This window comes from Mesorhizobium sp. M1227 (genome assembly GCF_040318315.1).
In the GTDB taxonomy this organism is placed as follows: domain Bacteria; phylum Pseudomonadota; class Alphaproteobacteria; order Rhizobiales; family Rhizobiaceae; genus Mesorhizobium.
Genome location: NZ_JAMYLZ010000042.1, coordinates 1 through 14,393 on the forward strand (window position 1 = coordinate 1; position 14,393 = coordinate 14,393).

Consider the following 14,393-nt stretch of genomic DNA (forward strand, 5'->3'; position numbering starts at 1 on the left):
TGCGGCCCGCCGTTTCGCCCGACATCAGGGAACGATATCGCCCCCCATGTATTAGAAACCCATGGACACTATGGAACCCCACGGCCACGGGATGGCGGCCGATATTTTGACATCGGAAGTTGCCAATGCCAGGCAGCGCATCCACCGGACCGAGCTCGCGCTTCAACGCACTGAAGAGATGCTGGCCGAAAATCTCGCGCTGTGCAGCAGGATACGAACTGCGGTCGAGGCCGCAGACCGCTTGATGGAGATCGATCCCCCCAGCTTTGAACGACGTCGCGCGGGTTGAACTGGGGCCGGCGTTCATTCGTCGCGACCTTGCGGCACCCTGCCGCAAGAGCTTGCCCTGTTGGCATCACAGCGTGAGCAAACATTGGAACAATGCACGCTGGTCCCTTTGCCCACCTGGCTATCGATGCGGATGTGCCCGCCGGACTGTTTGACGAAGCCGTAGACTCGGCTGAGTCCGAGCCCTGTTCCCTCGCCATTGCTTTTTGTCGTGAAGAAGGGCTCGAAGACCTAGGCGAGAACTTGCTTGTCCATGCCGTGGCCGGTGTCGCTCAGCGTCAAGCGAACGAACAACGCCGCCAATCCTTTCAGATCAGATCGTCAGGCGCGTCACTCGTCTCGATCGTGAACCTGCCGTAGTCTGTCATTGCATGCCTGGCGTTGACCGCCAGGTTGAGAATGGCGACGTCGAGCTGATTGGCGTCGATGAGAACCGGACCGAGCGCTGGATCGAGATGACGCTCGATCCTGATGTCGCGGCCGAAGGTCCGCTCCAGCAGAGCGGTGAGCGATCCAATATGTTGGTTGAGATCGACCTTTTCGGGCTCCAGGAACTGACGCCGGGAGAAGGCGAGCAACTGCTGCGTCAGCGCGCCGCCATTTCGCGTGCGCTTCAGCATCTCCTCGATCAGCGTACCGATTTTCGGATCGGCGGGATTCTCCGCAAGCTGCTTTGCCAACTGCCGGAGGCCGGATTCGAAGAGGCGATCAGATTGTTGAAGCCATGAACGATGCCGGCTGCGATGCGACCGATGGCTTCGAGTTTTTGCGACTGCAACTGGCGTTCTTCCTGCGCGGGGCGCGCGGACACGTCGCGAAGGCTGGCGAGCAGGGCAGGTTTGCCATCCCAGGTCACCTCGACGACGCGCATCTCGACCTCGGCCGCCTTGCTGCCCGGACGGGCCACGGTGATTTCTGCGGTTTCTCCCGAGACGACGGGCCGCCCGAGGGGAACATGAAGAAGCTCTTCGAGCGGATGCCCGAAAATGCGGGCCGCGGCCGGATTCGCGTAGAGAACCGCTCCCGAAAGATCGACGACGAGGACACCGTCGGCCGTGTTCTCGATCAGGAGACGGAAACTGAGCTGGCTGATGCTGGTCAGCTGCGGATCATCGGTCAGGTCGGAAATTTCCGCCGCGCTCCGCGTCATCGTTCTGGCCTCCTCACAGGTATGACTATGACGAATCGTTCGTCGCGGAACCGCCGAAGACATCCGGCGCGCCCTCTATCGGCTGGCCGAGATGCATTCCGCCGCCATCGATCGTGAAGCGTCTGATCTGCTTGTCGTGTTCGCTGCCGCGCATCTTCAGCACCATGAGGCCGCGATACATGAACTGTGCTTTCTGAATGTAGCGCAAAAGGATGAAGGAGTCGGTCAGCGTCGAGATGTGCTGTTCGCTCGCCGAATGGCCGCCGACCAGCGACTTGTCCGTGGCGGTGCAAAGTCCAGCGATTTCCCGTTTCTTGACGAAGGATGTGAGGCTGATCAGGAACTCGCGAAAGCCGGTCTCCGGCGCAATGCGTTCGAGCGCGGAAAGGCTGTCGATGGCAAGCCGATCCGGTTTGAATTCCTCGACCAATTGACGGATCATCAGCAGATGGTCGGGAAGGCTTTGCGCCTCCGGATAGAGACAGACGACCTTGAGCCCGCCTTCCGCTTCCATCGTCTCGAAATCGACACCCCAACTGCGCGCGTTGCGAATGAGCTGACCGCGGCTTTCTTCGTAGCCAACCAGTAAGGAGCGTTCGCCGGCCGCGACGCCACCGGCCAGGAAATTGGTCACCAGCAGCGTCTTGCCGGTGCCGGTCGCGCCGCTGACCAGCGTAACGCTGTCGCGGAAGAAGCCCCCGCTCGTCATCCTGTCAAGATCGGCATTGCCGCTCGTTATCGGGAGAGGTAGAGGCGGCTTAAGGCCGGCCTCCTTAGCCTCGAGAGGCGTCAATTTTCTCGGACAGCCAGGTCTTGATAAGGGACTGATAGGGCACGTCGCGCTTGTTCGCCGCGACCTTGATCCGTTCGAGCAGGCTATTGGGCAGCCGCAACGAGATCGAGGTCGACGACGGCTTGAGGTTGGGCAGGCGGACCCGCTCTGCCTTGCTCCAATCGACATGCTCACTGGAGTCGTTGGACTCCCAGAAGGCGCGCTCCTCGGCCTCCGATGCAAAGGTCGGAACCGGCTTAGCTGTCTTGGTCATAGTAGCCTCGCTCCTTGCGGCTCATATCCCGGGCGGAAATCACCCGGATCTTGGTCTCCTTGTCCCGAAGCGTGAAGGTGATGTGCAGCAGCCTTCCATCATCGGTGCGCCCGAGAGCATGAATTCGTTGCTCGATGGCGCTGTGCTTTGCGTAGGGAACGGTCAGCAACGGCTCGTTGAAGAACACCTGTTCCGCCTCGGCCTGGCTGACGTCGTGCTTGTCGATGCTCTTGCGGGCATTGCCCGCATCCCAGTCGAAGCCGGCAATCCGTTCCCATTCGATCATCGATGTATATTGCCATAATATACGCCGATTTCAAGCTCCGTCAGGCGTGAGCGCTCCGCCCAGCAGATTTGGACAGCATAGGGAGAGGAAATGGAGGCAAGGAAAACCCCCTCGCTGATCGGCCAGACCGGTGGCGCTGACGCTCAACCGCCAGCCTCGCAATCCCGGCCGCGTCCTCCGGCGCAGGGCTGAAAGCCCCGCTTGTCCTGCCGGGCAGGGATGCTCACCAGGCAGTTGCACCGGCCCGCCGGCTCCGCGGGCAGGGGGATGTCTTCGGAAGGAAGACGAGAAAGGACCGGTGAAAGGCCGCGTCTGCAACCCTCCAAGGAGAATTCCCATGGAACTGAAATTCGTTGATCCGCGCTCGCTCAAGGACAATCCCGACAAGGCGCGCCGTTCCAAGTCCAGCCCGCAGGCCGACGCGCTGCTGCTGGCGACGATCAAGGCTGTTGGCATCGTGCAGCCGCCCGTCGTCGCCGCAGAAACCGATGGCGGCAACGGCTTCGTCATCGACGAGGGCCACCGTCGCGTCAAGCAGGCGATTACCGCCGGCCTCGAGGAAGTCGCCGTTCTCGTCGTTCCCTGCGCCGAGGATGGCGGCGCCATGCGTTCGCTGGTCACCACGATCGCGCATGAGCAGCTTAACCCCGTTGACCAGTGGCGCGCCATCGAGCGTCTCGTGGCGCTCGGCTGGACCGAAGAGGCGATCGGCATCGCGCTCGCCCAGTCGGTGCGCCAGATCAAGAAGCTGCGCCTGCTCGCCAATGTGCTGCCGGCGATGCTGGATCATATGGCCAAGGGCGACATGCCCGACGAGCGCCAGCTCCGCACCATCGCGGCCGCCTCGCTCGAGGAGCAGAAGGAGGTCTGGAAGGCACATAAGCCGACCAAGGGCGATCCCCAGGTCTCGTGGTGGGCTGTCGCCAACGGCCTCGCCAAGACCCGCATGTATGCGCGCGACGCCAGCTTCGGCGACGATCTGCGAGAGGCCTATGGCATCGCCTGGGTCGAGGATCTGTTCGCCCCGGCCGACCAGGACAGCCGCTACACCACCGACGTGGACGCCTTCCTGGGGGCCTAGCAGGAGTGGATGACGCAGAACCTGCCCAAGAAGGGCGTCATCGTGGAGACCAACAATTGGGGCGAGGTGAAGCTGCCGCCCAAGGCCGAACGCGTCTACAGTACGCCCAAGAAGTCGGACCACACAGCGATGTATCTTGACCGCGAGGGCAAGGTGAAGACGGTCCACTTCCGCATGCCCGAGGCCAGGAAGCCCAAGGGCAAGGGTGCGGAAGACGCCGGCGGCTCGCGGCGGTGCTCGAAGGTTCGCCCATGCCGCCCAGGCTTTCTCCGCGACAGGCCGAGATCATGATGCTGGTCAACAAAGGCATGACCAACAAATAGATCGCCAAGGATCTCGATATCTCGCCGGCGACGGTGAAGACCTTGCTCGAACGGCTGTTCCGGATTTCGAAGGCGAAGAACCGGATCGCCCTGATTCATTGGTGGCAGGGGACAGATCAGCCCAATGTGTTCGACGGCTGAGCATGGTGCGCCGGCTGCTCGGATAATTCGGCAGATAGGCTTCGTTATGCCCACGGGATCCTGGTCGGCGGGGTCATCGCCGCCGCCGTCGGCAACGATCTGGTGCTGGCGCATTCCCATGATCCGCTCAAGACGGCCTAACCTAAGTCCTGATCCTCACTGGCGGACCGGCGATCTATCTGCTCGGGAGCGCCAACTACATGAAGGCGGTCTATCGTGTGGTGCCGGCATCCCAATGGCGGGCATTCCTGCCCTGCTGCTCCTGATCCCGTCGCCTACACCGTCGACTTGCTCGCTATGGGCTGGCTGACAGAGCTGGCGCACCCACGCCCGGCAGGCATCGAAGAAACGGTGTCCGGTCCTGTCGGGCGGACCTCATTCGGCAATCGTCGTCGGCAGGAGAGCCAAAGTGTGATCGCGGCCCAAACCGGTGCTCATGACCATGTTTACGCTTGGGCCGTATGTGGCTGTTGTCTTTTGATATGGTATCGATAACATGCCTTGCGTGAAGTTGATTCCAACGGGTGGTTCATGAGCGATGCCGGACGCCGCAGAGAGCTTGTGCCCGAGTGTCCAGCGTTTTGCTTGGGCACATCGCTGCCGGCTGGTGGAGCGGCATGATGGCCAAGGCCGCCTCATCGAGACCGGGCGAGAGCCACGCCCCGACGATGGTCGACGTGGCGCGGCGGGCAGGTGTGTCCACCATGACGGTTTCACGCGCCCTGAAAGAGGGCAGCCTCGTTTCCAAGGCGACGCGGGAAAAGATCATGGTCGCGGTCAACGACCTCGGCTACGTGCTCGACCAATCGGCCGGCAGCCTGTCCTCGCGCAAGACTGGATTTGTTGCCGCGATGGTTCCATCACTCAACAATTCCAACTTCGCCGATACGGCGCGCGGCATAACGGATGAACTGGAGAGCACGGGACTCCAGCTTCTGCTCGGCTACACCGACTATACGGTCGAGAAGGAGCAAAAGCTGATCGAAGCGATGCTCCGTCGGCGGCCCGAAGGCATCATTCTGACCGGCGGCGCCCATACGGAGCGCGCCCGCCGGCTTCTTAAAAACGCGGGCATCCCTGTAGTCGAAACCTGGGAGTTGCCGGCGAAACCCATCGATCAGGTGGTCGGATTCTCCAATGAAGAGGCGATGGGACTTCTCGTCAAGACGCTGGCCAGAAAAGGCTACAATAAATTCGGTTACATCGGTGGCACGACCTCGCGGGACACGCGCGGCAGCCAACGGCGCGAAGGCTTTGTCAGAGCCATTGAGGAGCTCGGCCTGCCAACCGGGCGCCTCGTTTCCTTTGGCGTGCCGCCGATATCCATCGAGCAGGGAGGCCAGGCCGTCGTCAGCATGCTGGAGCGCTGGCCGGACACGCAAGCCGTACTCTGCGTTTCGGACCTTTCGGCCTTCGGCGCACTGATGGAATGCAAGCGCCGGGGCATGCGGATCCCGCAGGACATCGCCATTGCCGGCTTCGGCGACTACGAGGTAGCCGCCTTTTGCCATCCCGGCATCACCACCGTGAATGTCGACTGCTACGGCATCGGGCAACAGGCCGCCCGCAGATTGATCCAGGTGATCCGAGGCGACGAGAAACGACACGGCGAAGAAATCGTCCTCACAAGCTATCGCGTCGTCGAGCGCGAAAGCACCTGAGTTCCTGCATCGATTCAAACGCAGCGAAGGGCAGCCCAGCAGCGATGTTTCGCGAGACCATCACCCTCACGCATGACGGTGCTTTGAAAGCCGTTGCAGCCGGAGCAGCGCGCGCCGTCACGATGGGCGTGCCGCAATGTCTCGTGGTCGTCGATGCGAGCGGCGAAGTCCTCGCCAGCCTGCGCATGGATGGCGCGCGGTTCCTCAGCATGCGTACGGCGCAGGCGAAGGCGTGCACCGCGGCGTCAATAAACGCCGCTACTGGCGGCATGGCGTTCGAAGTGGCGCTCTCAGCCGGTATCGCATCGCAGGGCGACGTGACCAATTTGCCCGGGGGCTTGCCGATCCGCTTCGGCAGACGCCTTGCGGGCGGCATCGGCGTCGGGTCGGAACCGGCGAGCAGGAGTTCGATGTGGCACACGCCGCCTTGGCGGCGGTTGGCGCCGACGTGATTTAATGCGATGTGCCGATGCGCCTCCAGCGCAACCGAAGGATCTTCAGAACGCTATCTGAACCTTCATGGATTTGTTTCGGTCACCGGCGATGTCGAAAGCCGCGACCGCCTCGTCGAGAGGATAGATGCCCGTCAGTAGCGGTTTGACATCCACCCGGCGGCGATTGATCAGGTCGACGGCGATCGCAAACTCCTCGTGGAAACGGAAAGTGCCCCGCATCTCGATCTCTTTGGCGACGACGAGGTTCTGCGGGATCGACAGATCGCCGCCGAGACCGAGCTGCACGAGCACGCCGCGCGGCTTCAGGACATCGAGCCCTGCACGCACCGCGCGTTCATTGCCGGAGGCCTCGAACATCACGTCGAAACTACCCTTGTCGACATTATAGGCGGCGAGCTCTTCGCTGTTTGTCGCGACATTGATCGTCCGGTCGGCACCGATCTCCAGGGCCTTCGCCAGCACGCCGTCCATGACATCGGTGGCGACGATCTCGCGCGCGCCGTGGGCTCGTGCGGCGAGGATGCAAAGCGCGCCGATCGGCCCGCAGCCGGTGACCAGAACCCGCTTGCCGAGCAGCGAGCCAGCGCGGTTCATGGCATGCAGCGTCACCGCGAAGGGCTCGGCGAAAGCGGCTTCGTTGATGGAGATGTGGTCGGCTATTCTGTGGCACTGCCACGCCTCGGCGACCAGGCGCTGGCGGAACGCCCCCTGGATGTGCGGCATCGGCATGGCGCTGCCATAGAAGCGCATGTCGAGGCACTGGTTCTGCATGCCTTGCAGGCAGTAGCGACAGGCATTGCAGGGCCGGCTGGGCGAGATCGCCACGCGATCGCCGACCGCAAGTGTGGAGATGCCGTCGCCGAGGGCCCGCACCGTGCCCGCAACCTCATGGCCAAGAATCATGGGTTCACGAAGGCGGATCGCGCCGAAGCCGGCATGGTTGTAATAATGCAGGTCCGAGCCGCAGATGCCGCCAGCCTCGACCGCGATCTCGACCTGTCCGGCGCCAGGGGAGCCCGGATCGGTCTCCTCGATCCGCAGGTCTTTTGCCGCGTGGATGACGATCGACTTCATGATGTGATCCCTTCTCAGACGACCGGTGTCAGCAAGGTCTGTCCGCCGAAATGGGCCGCGAGATTATCGCGAACGAGCTGACCCATGGCCTTGCGGGTCTCCACCGTGCCGCTGGCGTGGTGCGGTTGCAGCACGACGTTGGTAAGCTTCAGGAAGCGCTCGTCGATGGTTGGCTCGTTCCAGAACACGTCGAGCCCGGCACCCTTGATGGCACTGGATTCCAGGGCCGCGAGCAACGCGGTCTCGTCGATCGTGCTGCCGCGCGAAATATTTATGACGATACCGTCTGCTCCGAGCGCTGCCAGGATCGACGCATTAATCATGTGTTTTGTGCTTTCGCCGCCGGCGAGCGTTACGATCAGAAATTCGCTGTCGCGCGCCAGTTCGACCAGATCGCCGACAAAAGCATAAGGAAGATCGTCGCGCTTGCGGTTGTCGAAATAGGAAATCGTGCAGTCGAATGCAGCGGCGCGCTTCGCCACCGCCGCACCGACGCGGCCCATGCCGACAATGCCCAGCCTTTTTCCACAGACACGCGTGACCAGCCCCATATTGCCCTTGCGCCAGCTTCCATCGCGTACGTAGGCGTCGGCCTGCGGGATTTTTCGCGCCACGGCGAGCAGCAGCCCGATGCCGATATCGGCTACGTCCTCGGTCAGCACATCTGGTGTATTGGTGACACGAATGCCGTTCGCCCTGGCATAGGCAAGGTCGATGGCGTCGGTGCCCACGCCGTAGCAGGAAACGATCTCGAGCTGCGGCAGCTTTCCCATCAGCGCAGCACTTGCGCCAAGCTCGCCGCGCGTAGCGATGGCGCGGATCGCGCCGGCGTGGCTTGAGAGCAACGCGTCCTTGTCCTCGGACTGCCAAAGTTTGTGGACGCGATACTTCGCCTCAAGATCTGCCATGTCCCAATCCGGATAGGGACCTGTCATCAAAATGTCGGTCACGGCATCATCTCCTGTGCGAGTCCATTTTTCCCATTGACTATGTTATCGATAACATTCATGTCAATAGCGACTGGCGGCGGGGTGATGGAAATCGCGGCCGCTTCAGGAAAGCTTGCTCGGGAGGAGCGTTTGGGCAGTTCGTTGTTTGATTTGAACGGCATGCGGGCGCTGGTCACCGGCTCGGGGCAAGGGATCGGCCTGGCGCTGGCCGAGGGGTTGGCGCAGCACGGCGCCGAAATCGTGCTCAACGGACGCAGCGCCGAAAAAATGAAAACGGCTGCGGATTCACTGACAGCGAAGGGACACAAGGTCCATAGCGCCGTCTTCGACGTCACCGATCATGCTGCGGTGGCGAACGGCGTCGCGCAGATCGAGGCGACGATCGGCGCCATCGATGTCCTTATCAACAATGCCGGCATGCAGTTCCGAATGCCGCTCGAGGATTTCCCCGCTGACAAATGGGAGGAACTCTTGCGCACCAACATCTCCAGCGTGTTCTTCGTCGGGCAAGCGGTGGCGCGGCACATGATCCCGCGGCAGCGCGGCAAGATCGTCAATATCGCCTCGGTGCAAAGCGAACTGGCACGGACGAACATCGCGCCCTATACGGCCACGAAAGGCGCTGTGCGCAACCTGACGCGCGGCATGTGTGCCGATTGGGCGAAGCATGGCTTGCAGATCAATTCCATTGCGCCGGGTTACTTCAAGACGCCGCTCAACCAGGCGCTGGTCGACAATCCCGAGTTTTCAGCCTGGCTGACCAACCGAACACCGGCGGGTCGTTGGGGCGATGTCGGCGAACTGGTCGGCGCGGCGATCTTTCTAGCTGGACCGGCCTCATCCTTTGTCAATGGACACACGCTCTATGTCGATGGCGGCATCACAACCTGCCTCTAAGTCCTGGCCCATCGTTGTGATGGGTGTCAGCGGCTGCGGCAAGACCAGCATTGGCGTCGCTATCGCGGCTCGTCTAGGGCTTGCTTTTGTCGAAGGCGACGTGCTGCACCCGCGTGGCAATGTCGAAAAAATGTCGGCGGGCATTCCGCTTACCGACGAGGATCGTTGGCCTTGGCTGGACCTGTTGGGCGCAGCCTTGCGCCATGCACATCAAGAAGGACGTGGGCTCGTCGCGAGTTGCTCGGCGCTGAAGAAGTCCTATCGCGATCGCCTTCGCCATGGTGCTAGCGGGCCGGTGCTTTTCGTATTTTTGCACGGGTCACGTGCGGTGCTGCAAGCCAGGCTCGCCGAGCGCGGCGGCCACTTCTTTCCACCCGCTCTGCTTAACAGCCAGTTCGCCACACTGGAAAATCCAGGCGACGAACCGCTGGTGGTCACAGTGGACATCGACGCGCCTGTGGACACGATCGCCGATAGAGTGTTGGAGGGTCTGGGTGCATTTGGGGTCGCCCCCGCCAGGATCAAAGAAAAAGGCACGTTGAGATGACGCAACCAGCAAAAGTCGCCGTTGTCGGCGCCGGCATCATGGGGTCGGCGATCGCCACCCGTCTGATCGAGACTGGGCAAGCCGTGACGGTATTCGATCTGGACAAGGCCAAGGTCGCCGCGCTGACTGCAAAGGGTGCGGTTGCCGTCGCGTCTGTTGCCGAAGCAACGCGGACGAGCAGCTTCGTCATCCTCAGTCTGAACCATGCCGACATCGTGCGTTCCGTGGTGTTCGGCGATGCCGGTGTCGCGGCCGCTGCGTCGCCCGAAAAGCTGCTGATCGACATGTCTTCGATCGATCCCGTCGACACCGCGCAGATGGCCAGGAAGCTGTCTGCCGAGACCGGCATGAAATGGCTCGACTGCCCGCTTTCGGGCGGCGTTCCCGGCGCGCTGGCCGGCCGACTGACCGTCATGGCGGGCGGCGAGGCGGCTGATTTCGAACAAGCCCGCACGGTGATGCGGCATCTCTGCGCCAACTACACGCTGATGGGGCCGAGCGGGGCAGGGCAGACCACCAAGCTGATCAACCAGCTTTTCTGCGCAGTTCTGTTCCAGGCCGTCGCCGAAGCGGTGAAGCTTGCCGAAGCCGGCGGCGTCGATCCGAAGGCAATTCCGGCGGCACTCAAGGGCGGGCGGGCCGATTCCAGCATCATGCAGGAGTTCATGGCAAAATTCGCTGCCCGCGATTTTTCGCCGACCGGCCGCATCGACAACATGCTGAAGGACCTGGATTCGCTGCAATCCTTTGCCCTCAAAACCAAGACGCCGATGCCGATGACCGGGCAGGTGGTCGAGATCCATCGCCTGCTCTGCACCGCAGGACTGGGGCCAAGGGATTCGGCCGAAATGATGCGTCTGCTCGACGGCAAGACCAACTGATCCGTTGGCCATATTTTCTTTGATGCTTGACGCTTAGAAATGTTATCGATAACATAGTTTTATCTCGGGAGGAACGCATTGTGACCGAGCAAAAACTGATCGAGTTCAAGTCAATTACCAAGGAGTTCGGCGGCACCCGCGCGCTCTCCGACGTGACGCTTGATCTGCACAAGGGCGAGATCCTGGCGCTGCTCGGCGAGAATGGCGCCGGCAAGTCGACGCTGATAAAGACGCTCGCCGGCATCTATCGGCCGGATGGCGGCCAAATCCTGTTTCGCGGCGAGCCCTACCATCATCGCCCGCCGCGGCCGAACCAGCGCCAGCCCGTCGCCTTCATTCACCAGGATCTCGGTCTCATCGAAGGGATGACGGTCGGCGAGAATGTCGGCTTGGCCCAAGGCTTTTCGCTGCGCTCCGGGCTGATCGACTGGCGATCGACCGAGGCGAGGGCGCATGAGGCGTTAAAGCTGGTCGGCTGTGACTTCGACCCGACGACACGCGTTCAAGATCTGACGCGCACCGAAAAATCGCTGGTCGCCATCGCTCGCGCCTTGGCTACCGAGGCCGATGTGCTGGTGCTCGACGAGCCGACGGCCAGTCTTCCCGCCGACGAGGTCGAGCGGCTGTTCGACGCCATCCGTCCGCTCAAGCAACGCGGCGTCGGCATGATCTATGTCTCGCATCGCCTGGATGAAATTTTCCGCATCGCCGATCGCGTCGCCGTGCTGCGCGACGGCAGGCTGGTCGGCCAGAAGAAGGTCGCCGATACGAAACCGGACGAACTGGTCGAGATGATCGTCGGCCGTCCGGTCAGCCAGGTTTTCAGCAAGGCAGAGACGCAGGCCGGCGAGACGATCTGCGCCGTGCGCGACCTTGTCTGCGCCGGTGCCGGCCCGGTGTCTTTCGACGTTCGCAAGGGTGAGTTGCTCGGCCTGGTCGGCCTGCGCGGCGCCGGGCAGGAACTGGTTGGCCGGGCGCTGTTTGGCTGCCAGGCCTTTTCCGGCACGGTGACGATCCGCGGGGCTGTGCCGGACCTGTCCAGCCCGATCGCGGCGATGTCGTCCGGCATCGGCCTGATCGCGCGTGACAGGACCGAAGAATCAATCGCTGGATCCTTGTCGATCCGTGAGAACAGTTTCCTCAATCCCGGCGCCGGCAAGCGCGGCCTGTTTTCCTTCCTCGCGCCTCATAAAGAGGCTGCGCTAGCGCAGGCGATCGGCAGTTCCGTCGGGCTGCGCCCCAACGACCCGAATCTGCCGATCGAAGCCCTTTCTGGCGGCAATCAGCAGAAGGTGGTCGTCGGGCGCTGGCTGCACACCGGGCGTACGTTGCTGATCGCCGAGGATCCGACGGCCGGCGTCGATGTCGGCGCCAAGGCTGAGGTCTACCGGCTGATCGGCCGCGCGCTTGAAGCCGGCCTCGCCGTCGTCGTGGTGTCGACCGATTTCGAGGAGATTGCCCACATCTGCCACCGCGCTTTGGTGTTTTCGCGAGGACAGATCGTTCGCGAACTCACCGGCAAAGACCTCACCACATCCGCCGTGATCACCGCGGCATCGGCTTCCGAAGCCGCCTGATCTTTCTGGGAGCGAACTCATGCAATCGATCGAATCCAGCGCCCTCGAACCGACCCGCGGCGAGATGGCTGATTTGTCCATGGGGCAGAAGGTCATCCGGCTGCTACCGGTCTACGGGCTGGTGATCCTGACGGTGTTGCTGATCCTTTTGTTCTCGATCCTGCTGCCGAACACGTTCCCGACGCTGCTTAACCTGCGCTCGATCATCTCCGACAAGGCGATTATTGCGCTGTTGTCGCTGGCGGCGATGATCCCGATGGCGTCGGGACGGATCGACCTCACCGTCGGCTACGGAATTGTGCTGTGGCACATCCTGGCCATCAGTCTGCAAACCATGTTCGGCATTCCGTGGCCGCTGGCAGTGATGATTGTGCTGGTTCTCGGCGCCGCGACCGGCTTCCTCAACGGCCTGCTGGTCGAAGTCGCCCGCATCGACTCTTTCATCGCCACGCTGGGCACCGGCACCGTGCTCTATTCCTTGGCGCTTTGGCACACTGGCGGCCGGCAGGTTGTCGGCGTTTTGCCCAACGGCTTCTACGCGCTCAACGGCACGATGGTGTTCGGGCTGCCGATCACCGGCCTCTACGTGCTGGGCATCGCCGTCGCACTGTGGATTATTCTCGAATATCTGCCGATCGGCCGCTATGTCTATGCCATCGGCGCCAACCCGAAGGCGGCTGCTCTCAATGGCATTCCGGTGCGCCGTTTCGTCATCGGGGCGTTCATCTCGTCGGGGTTCCTGACGGCGCTGACGGGCGTGCTTCTCGCCTCCAAGCTGCGTATTGGCCAGGCCAGCGTCGGATTGGAGTATCTCCTGCCGGCTCTGGTCGGTGCCTTTCTTGGCTCGACCACGATCAAACCCGGGCGTGTCAATGTCTGGGGCACGATGACCGGCGTCATCATCCTTGCGGTCGGCATTTCCGGCATTCAGCAGTTCGGCGGCTCGTTCTTCGTCGAGCCATTGTTCAATGGCGTGACGCTGCTCGTCGCCATAGGCATTGCCGGCTACGCCCAGCGCAAGCGCGGCGCGGCGCAAAGAGCCAGGACCAAGACCGTCGCGCAGCGCTCGAAGTGACGTCGGGCCTCGGGGACCTGGGATGAGCGACTACGAGATTCTCGACGATCGGTTCGGCAAGCTGATGATCGGGCATGCCAAGCTCGAACGGCTATGGACCGGTAGCCGTTGGGCGGAAGGACCGGTGTATGTCCCCGCCGCAAGGCATTTGCTGTGGTCGGACATCCCGAACGATCGGCTGCTGCGCTACGACGAAGGCGACGGCTCGGTAAGTGTCTTCGAAACGCACTGCAACAATCAGAACGGCCACACCCTCGACCGCGAAGGCCGCGTCGTTGCTTGCGAGCATGGCGGGCGCCGTGTCTCCCGGCTCGAGCATGACGGGCGTTGGAAGGCGCTTGTCGAAACCGTTGCAGGCAAGCGGTTCAATTCACCCAATGACGTGGTGGTCAAATCCGACGGTACGATCTGGTTCACCGACCCGGTCTACGGCATCGAAAGCCACTACGAGGGCAAGATCGCCAGAGCGGAGATCGGCGGCTCCCATGTCTACCGGTTCGACGAGCTTTCGGGTGAGGTGAGCGCCGTTGTCACCGACATGGTGCAGCCGAACGGCCTGGCTTTTTCGCCCGACGAGACGATCCTCTATGTCTCGGAGAGCGGCGCCAGCCATGTGCCCGGCCTGCCGCGCGCGATCAAGGCCTATGACCTTGCCGTCGATGGCCGGTCGGCGCGTGCAGGCGGCATCTTCGCCGAGTGCGGGGCTGGCCTCTTCGATGGTTTTCGCGTCGGTCGCGACGGCAACATCTGGGCCTCCAGCGCCGACTCGGTGCGCGTCCATGCACCGGACGGAACCCTGATCGGCCGTATCCTGGTTCCCGAGCTCGTTTCCAATGTCTGTTTCGGCGGTCCCAAGCGCAACCGCCTCTACATCACCGCTCAGACATCCCTCTACGCCATCTACGTCAACGCACATCCGGCCGGTGTTGGTCCGGTGGCGGGCGACATCAGCCGGTGACAT

The 14,393-nt window shown here is 62.4% G+C and carries 16 protein-coding genes and 2 pseudogenes; 9 read left to right on the plus strand and 9 right to left on the minus strand.

The window, feature by feature from the left end; genetic code table 11:
* From NKH28_RS29745 to NKH28_RS29775, 7 genes and pseudogenes are all read right to left on the minus strand, one after another.
* Positions 1 to 307: hypothetical protein (locus NKH28_RS29745; RefSeq protein ID WP_352981030.1), on the minus strand; the 307-nt coding region annotated here is incomplete at its 3' end.
* Positions 304 to 459 (minus strand): annotated as a pseudogene (locus tag NKH28_RS29750) (hypothetical protein); the annotation flags it as partial. The gene NKH28_RS29745 and the pseudogene NKH28_RS29750, both read right to left, overlap by 4 nt.
* Positions 460 to 596: 137 nt before the next feature.
* Complete coding sequence (locus tag NKH28_RS29755; protein ID WP_352818805.1) at positions 597 to 968, minus strand: hypothetical protein; 372 nt, start codon at positions 966 to 968, stop codon at positions 597 to 599.
* On the minus strand, positions 917 to 1,438 hold the full coding sequence (locus NKH28_RS29760; protein WP_352818802.1) for a PAS domain-containing protein: 522 nt from the start codon (positions 1,436 to 1,438) through the stop codon (positions 917 to 919). The genes NKH28_RS29755 and NKH28_RS29760 overlap by 52 nt, the downstream gene beginning before the upstream one ends.
* Before the next feature lie 25 nt (positions 1,439 to 1,463).
* Positions 1,464 to 2,231 (minus strand): ATPase domain-containing protein, encoded by a 768-nt coding sequence (locus NKH28_RS29765; protein WP_352818800.1) that lies wholly within the window; start codon positions 2,229 to 2,231, stop codon positions 1,464 to 1,466.
* The gene (locus NKH28_RS29770; protein ID WP_352474883.1) at positions 2,212 to 2,484 is read right to left on the minus strand and encodes a BrnA antitoxin family protein; all 273 of its coding nucleotides are present in this window, start codon (positions 2,482 to 2,484) and stop codon (positions 2,212 to 2,214) included. Before NKH28_RS29770 ends, NKH28_RS29765 begins: the two co-directional genes overlap by 20 nt.
* Positions 2,468 to 2,770: a BrnT family toxin gene (locus tag NKH28_RS29775; protein WP_352818797.1), complete on the minus strand. Its 303-nt coding sequence runs from the start codon at positions 2,768 to 2,770 to the stop codon at positions 2,468 to 2,470. The genes NKH28_RS29770 and NKH28_RS29775 overlap by 17 nt, the downstream gene beginning before the upstream one ends.
* 337 nt (positions 2,771 to 3,107) lie before the next feature.
* Here NKH28_RS29775 and NKH28_RS29780 point away from each other — a divergent pair.
* From NKH28_RS29780 to NKH28_RS29790, 3 genes and pseudogenes are all read left to right on the plus strand, one after another.
* Positions 3,108 to 4,079, plus strand: a pseudogene (locus tag NKH28_RS29780) (ParB N-terminal domain-containing protein); the annotation flags it as partial.
* Between the two features lie 904 nt (positions 4,080 to 4,983).
* On the plus strand, positions 4,984 to 5,976 hold the full coding sequence (locus tag NKH28_RS29785; RefSeq protein ID WP_352981045.1) for a LacI family DNA-binding transcriptional regulator: 993 nt from the start codon (positions 4,984 to 4,986) through the stop codon (positions 5,974 to 5,976).
* 44 nt (positions 5,977 to 6,020) lie between these two features.
* Positions 6,021 to 6,428 carry a GlcG/HbpS family heme-binding protein gene (locus NKH28_RS29790; RefSeq protein WP_352981031.1) on the plus strand — a complete coding sequence of 136 codons (408 nt, stop codon included), beginning with the start codon at positions 6,021 to 6,023 and terminating at the stop codon, positions 6,426 to 6,428.
* 45 nt (positions 6,429 to 6,473) lie between these two features.
* On the opposite strand, the gene NKH28_RS29795 is transcribed toward NKH28_RS29790, so the two are convergent.
* Together NKH28_RS29795 and NKH28_RS29800 are read right to left on the minus strand one after the other, a co-directional pair.
* Positions 6,474 to 7,505: an L-idonate 5-dehydrogenase gene (locus NKH28_RS29795; protein ID WP_352981032.1), complete on the minus strand. Its 1,032-nt coding sequence runs from the start codon at positions 7,503 to 7,505 to the stop codon at positions 6,474 to 6,476.
* A 14-nt stretch (positions 7,506 to 7,519) separates the two neighbouring features.
* Complete coding sequence (locus NKH28_RS29800; RefSeq protein ID WP_352541908.1) at positions 7,520 to 8,440, minus strand: 2-hydroxyacid dehydrogenase; 921 nt, start codon at positions 8,438 to 8,440, stop codon at positions 7,520 to 7,522.
* 99 nt (positions 8,441 to 8,539) lie between these two features.
* Between NKH28_RS29800 and NKH28_RS29805 the strand changes: the two genes are divergently transcribed.
* The 6 genes from NKH28_RS29805 (at position 8,540) to NKH28_RS29830 (ending at position 14,390) form a co-directional block, all read left to right on the plus strand.
* Entirely contained in the window at positions 8,540 to 9,352 is an 813-nt protein-coding gene (locus NKH28_RS29805; RefSeq protein ID WP_352541909.1) for an SDR family oxidoreductase, read from the plus strand.
* Positions 9,321 to 9,899: a gluconokinase gene (locus tag NKH28_RS29810; protein WP_352981033.1), complete on the plus strand. Its 579-nt coding sequence runs from the start codon at positions 9,321 to 9,323 to the stop codon at positions 9,897 to 9,899. The genes NKH28_RS29805 and NKH28_RS29810 overlap by 32 nt, the downstream gene beginning before the upstream one ends.
* Entirely contained in the window at positions 9,896 to 10,780 is an 885-nt protein-coding gene (locus tag NKH28_RS29815) for an NAD(P)-dependent oxidoreductase (protein ID WP_352541833.1), read from the plus strand. Before NKH28_RS29810 ends, NKH28_RS29815 begins: the two co-directional genes overlap by 4 nt.
* An 80-nt stretch (positions 10,781 to 10,860) precedes the next feature.
* Positions 10,861 to 12,357: a sugar ABC transporter ATP-binding protein gene (locus NKH28_RS29820; RefSeq protein WP_352981034.1), complete on the plus strand. Its 1,497-nt coding sequence runs from the start codon at positions 10,861 to 10,863 to the stop codon at positions 12,355 to 12,357.
* 19 nt (positions 12,358 to 12,376) lie between these two features.
* On the plus strand, positions 12,377 to 13,432 hold the full coding sequence (locus tag NKH28_RS29825; protein ID WP_352818785.1) for an ABC transporter permease: 1,056 nt from the start codon (positions 12,377 to 12,379) through the stop codon (positions 13,430 to 13,432).
* A 22-nt stretch (positions 13,433 to 13,454) separates the two neighbouring features.
* Positions 13,455 to 14,390 (plus strand): SMP-30/gluconolactonase/LRE family protein, encoded by a 936-nt coding sequence (locus tag NKH28_RS29830; protein ID WP_352818782.1) that lies wholly within the window; start codon positions 13,455 to 13,457, stop codon positions 14,388 to 14,390.
* Positions 14,391 to 14,393: the final 3 nt, after the last annotated feature.

Bases quoted from the DNA above. Each gene is read 5' to 3' on its own strand.
- NKH28_RS29760 (WP_352818802.1), bottom strand. From the start codon at position 1,438: ATGACGCGGAGCGCGGCGGAAATTTCCGACCTGACCGATGATCCGCAG.
- NKH28_RS29770 (WP_352474883.1), bottom strand. From the start codon at position 2,484: ATGACCAAGACAGCTAAGCCGGTTCCGACCTTTGCATCGGAGGCCGAG.
- NKH28_RS29775 (WP_352818797.1), bottom strand. From the start codon at position 2,770: ATGATCGAATGGGAACGGATTGCCGGCTTCGACTGGGATGCGGGCAAT.
- NKH28_RS29785 (WP_352981045.1), top strand. From the start codon at position 4,984: ATGGTCGACGTGGCGCGGCGGGCAGGTGTGTCCACCATGACGGTTTCA.
- NKH28_RS29790 (WP_352981031.1), top strand. From the start codon at position 6,021: ATGTTTCGCGAGACCATCACCCTCACGCATGACGGTGCTTTGAAAGCC.
- NKH28_RS29795 (WP_352981032.1), bottom strand. From the start codon at position 7,505: ATGAAGTCGATCGTCATCCACGCGGCAAAAGACCTGCGGATCGAGGAG.
- NKH28_RS29800 (WP_352541908.1), bottom strand. From the start codon at position 8,440: ATGACAGGTCCCTATCCGGATTGGGACATGGCAGATCTTGAGGCGAAG.
- NKH28_RS29805 (WP_352541909.1), top strand. From the start codon at position 8,540: ATGGAAATCGCGGCCGCTTCAGGAAAGCTTGCTCGGGAGGAGCGTTTG.
- NKH28_RS29810 (WP_352981033.1), top strand. From the start codon at position 9,321: ATGTCGATGGCGGCATCACAACCTGCCTCTAAGTCCTGGCCCATCGTT.
- NKH28_RS29815 (WP_352541833.1), top strand. From the start codon at position 9,896: ATGACGCAACCAGCAAAAGTCGCCGTTGTCGGCGCCGGCATCATGGGG.
- NKH28_RS29825 (WP_352818785.1), top strand. From the start codon at position 12,377: ATGCAATCGATCGAATCCAGCGCCCTCGAACCGACCCGCGGCGAGATG.
- NKH28_RS29830 (WP_352818782.1), top strand. From the start codon at position 13,455: ATGAGCGACTACGAGATTCTCGACGATCGGTTCGGCAAGCTGATGATC.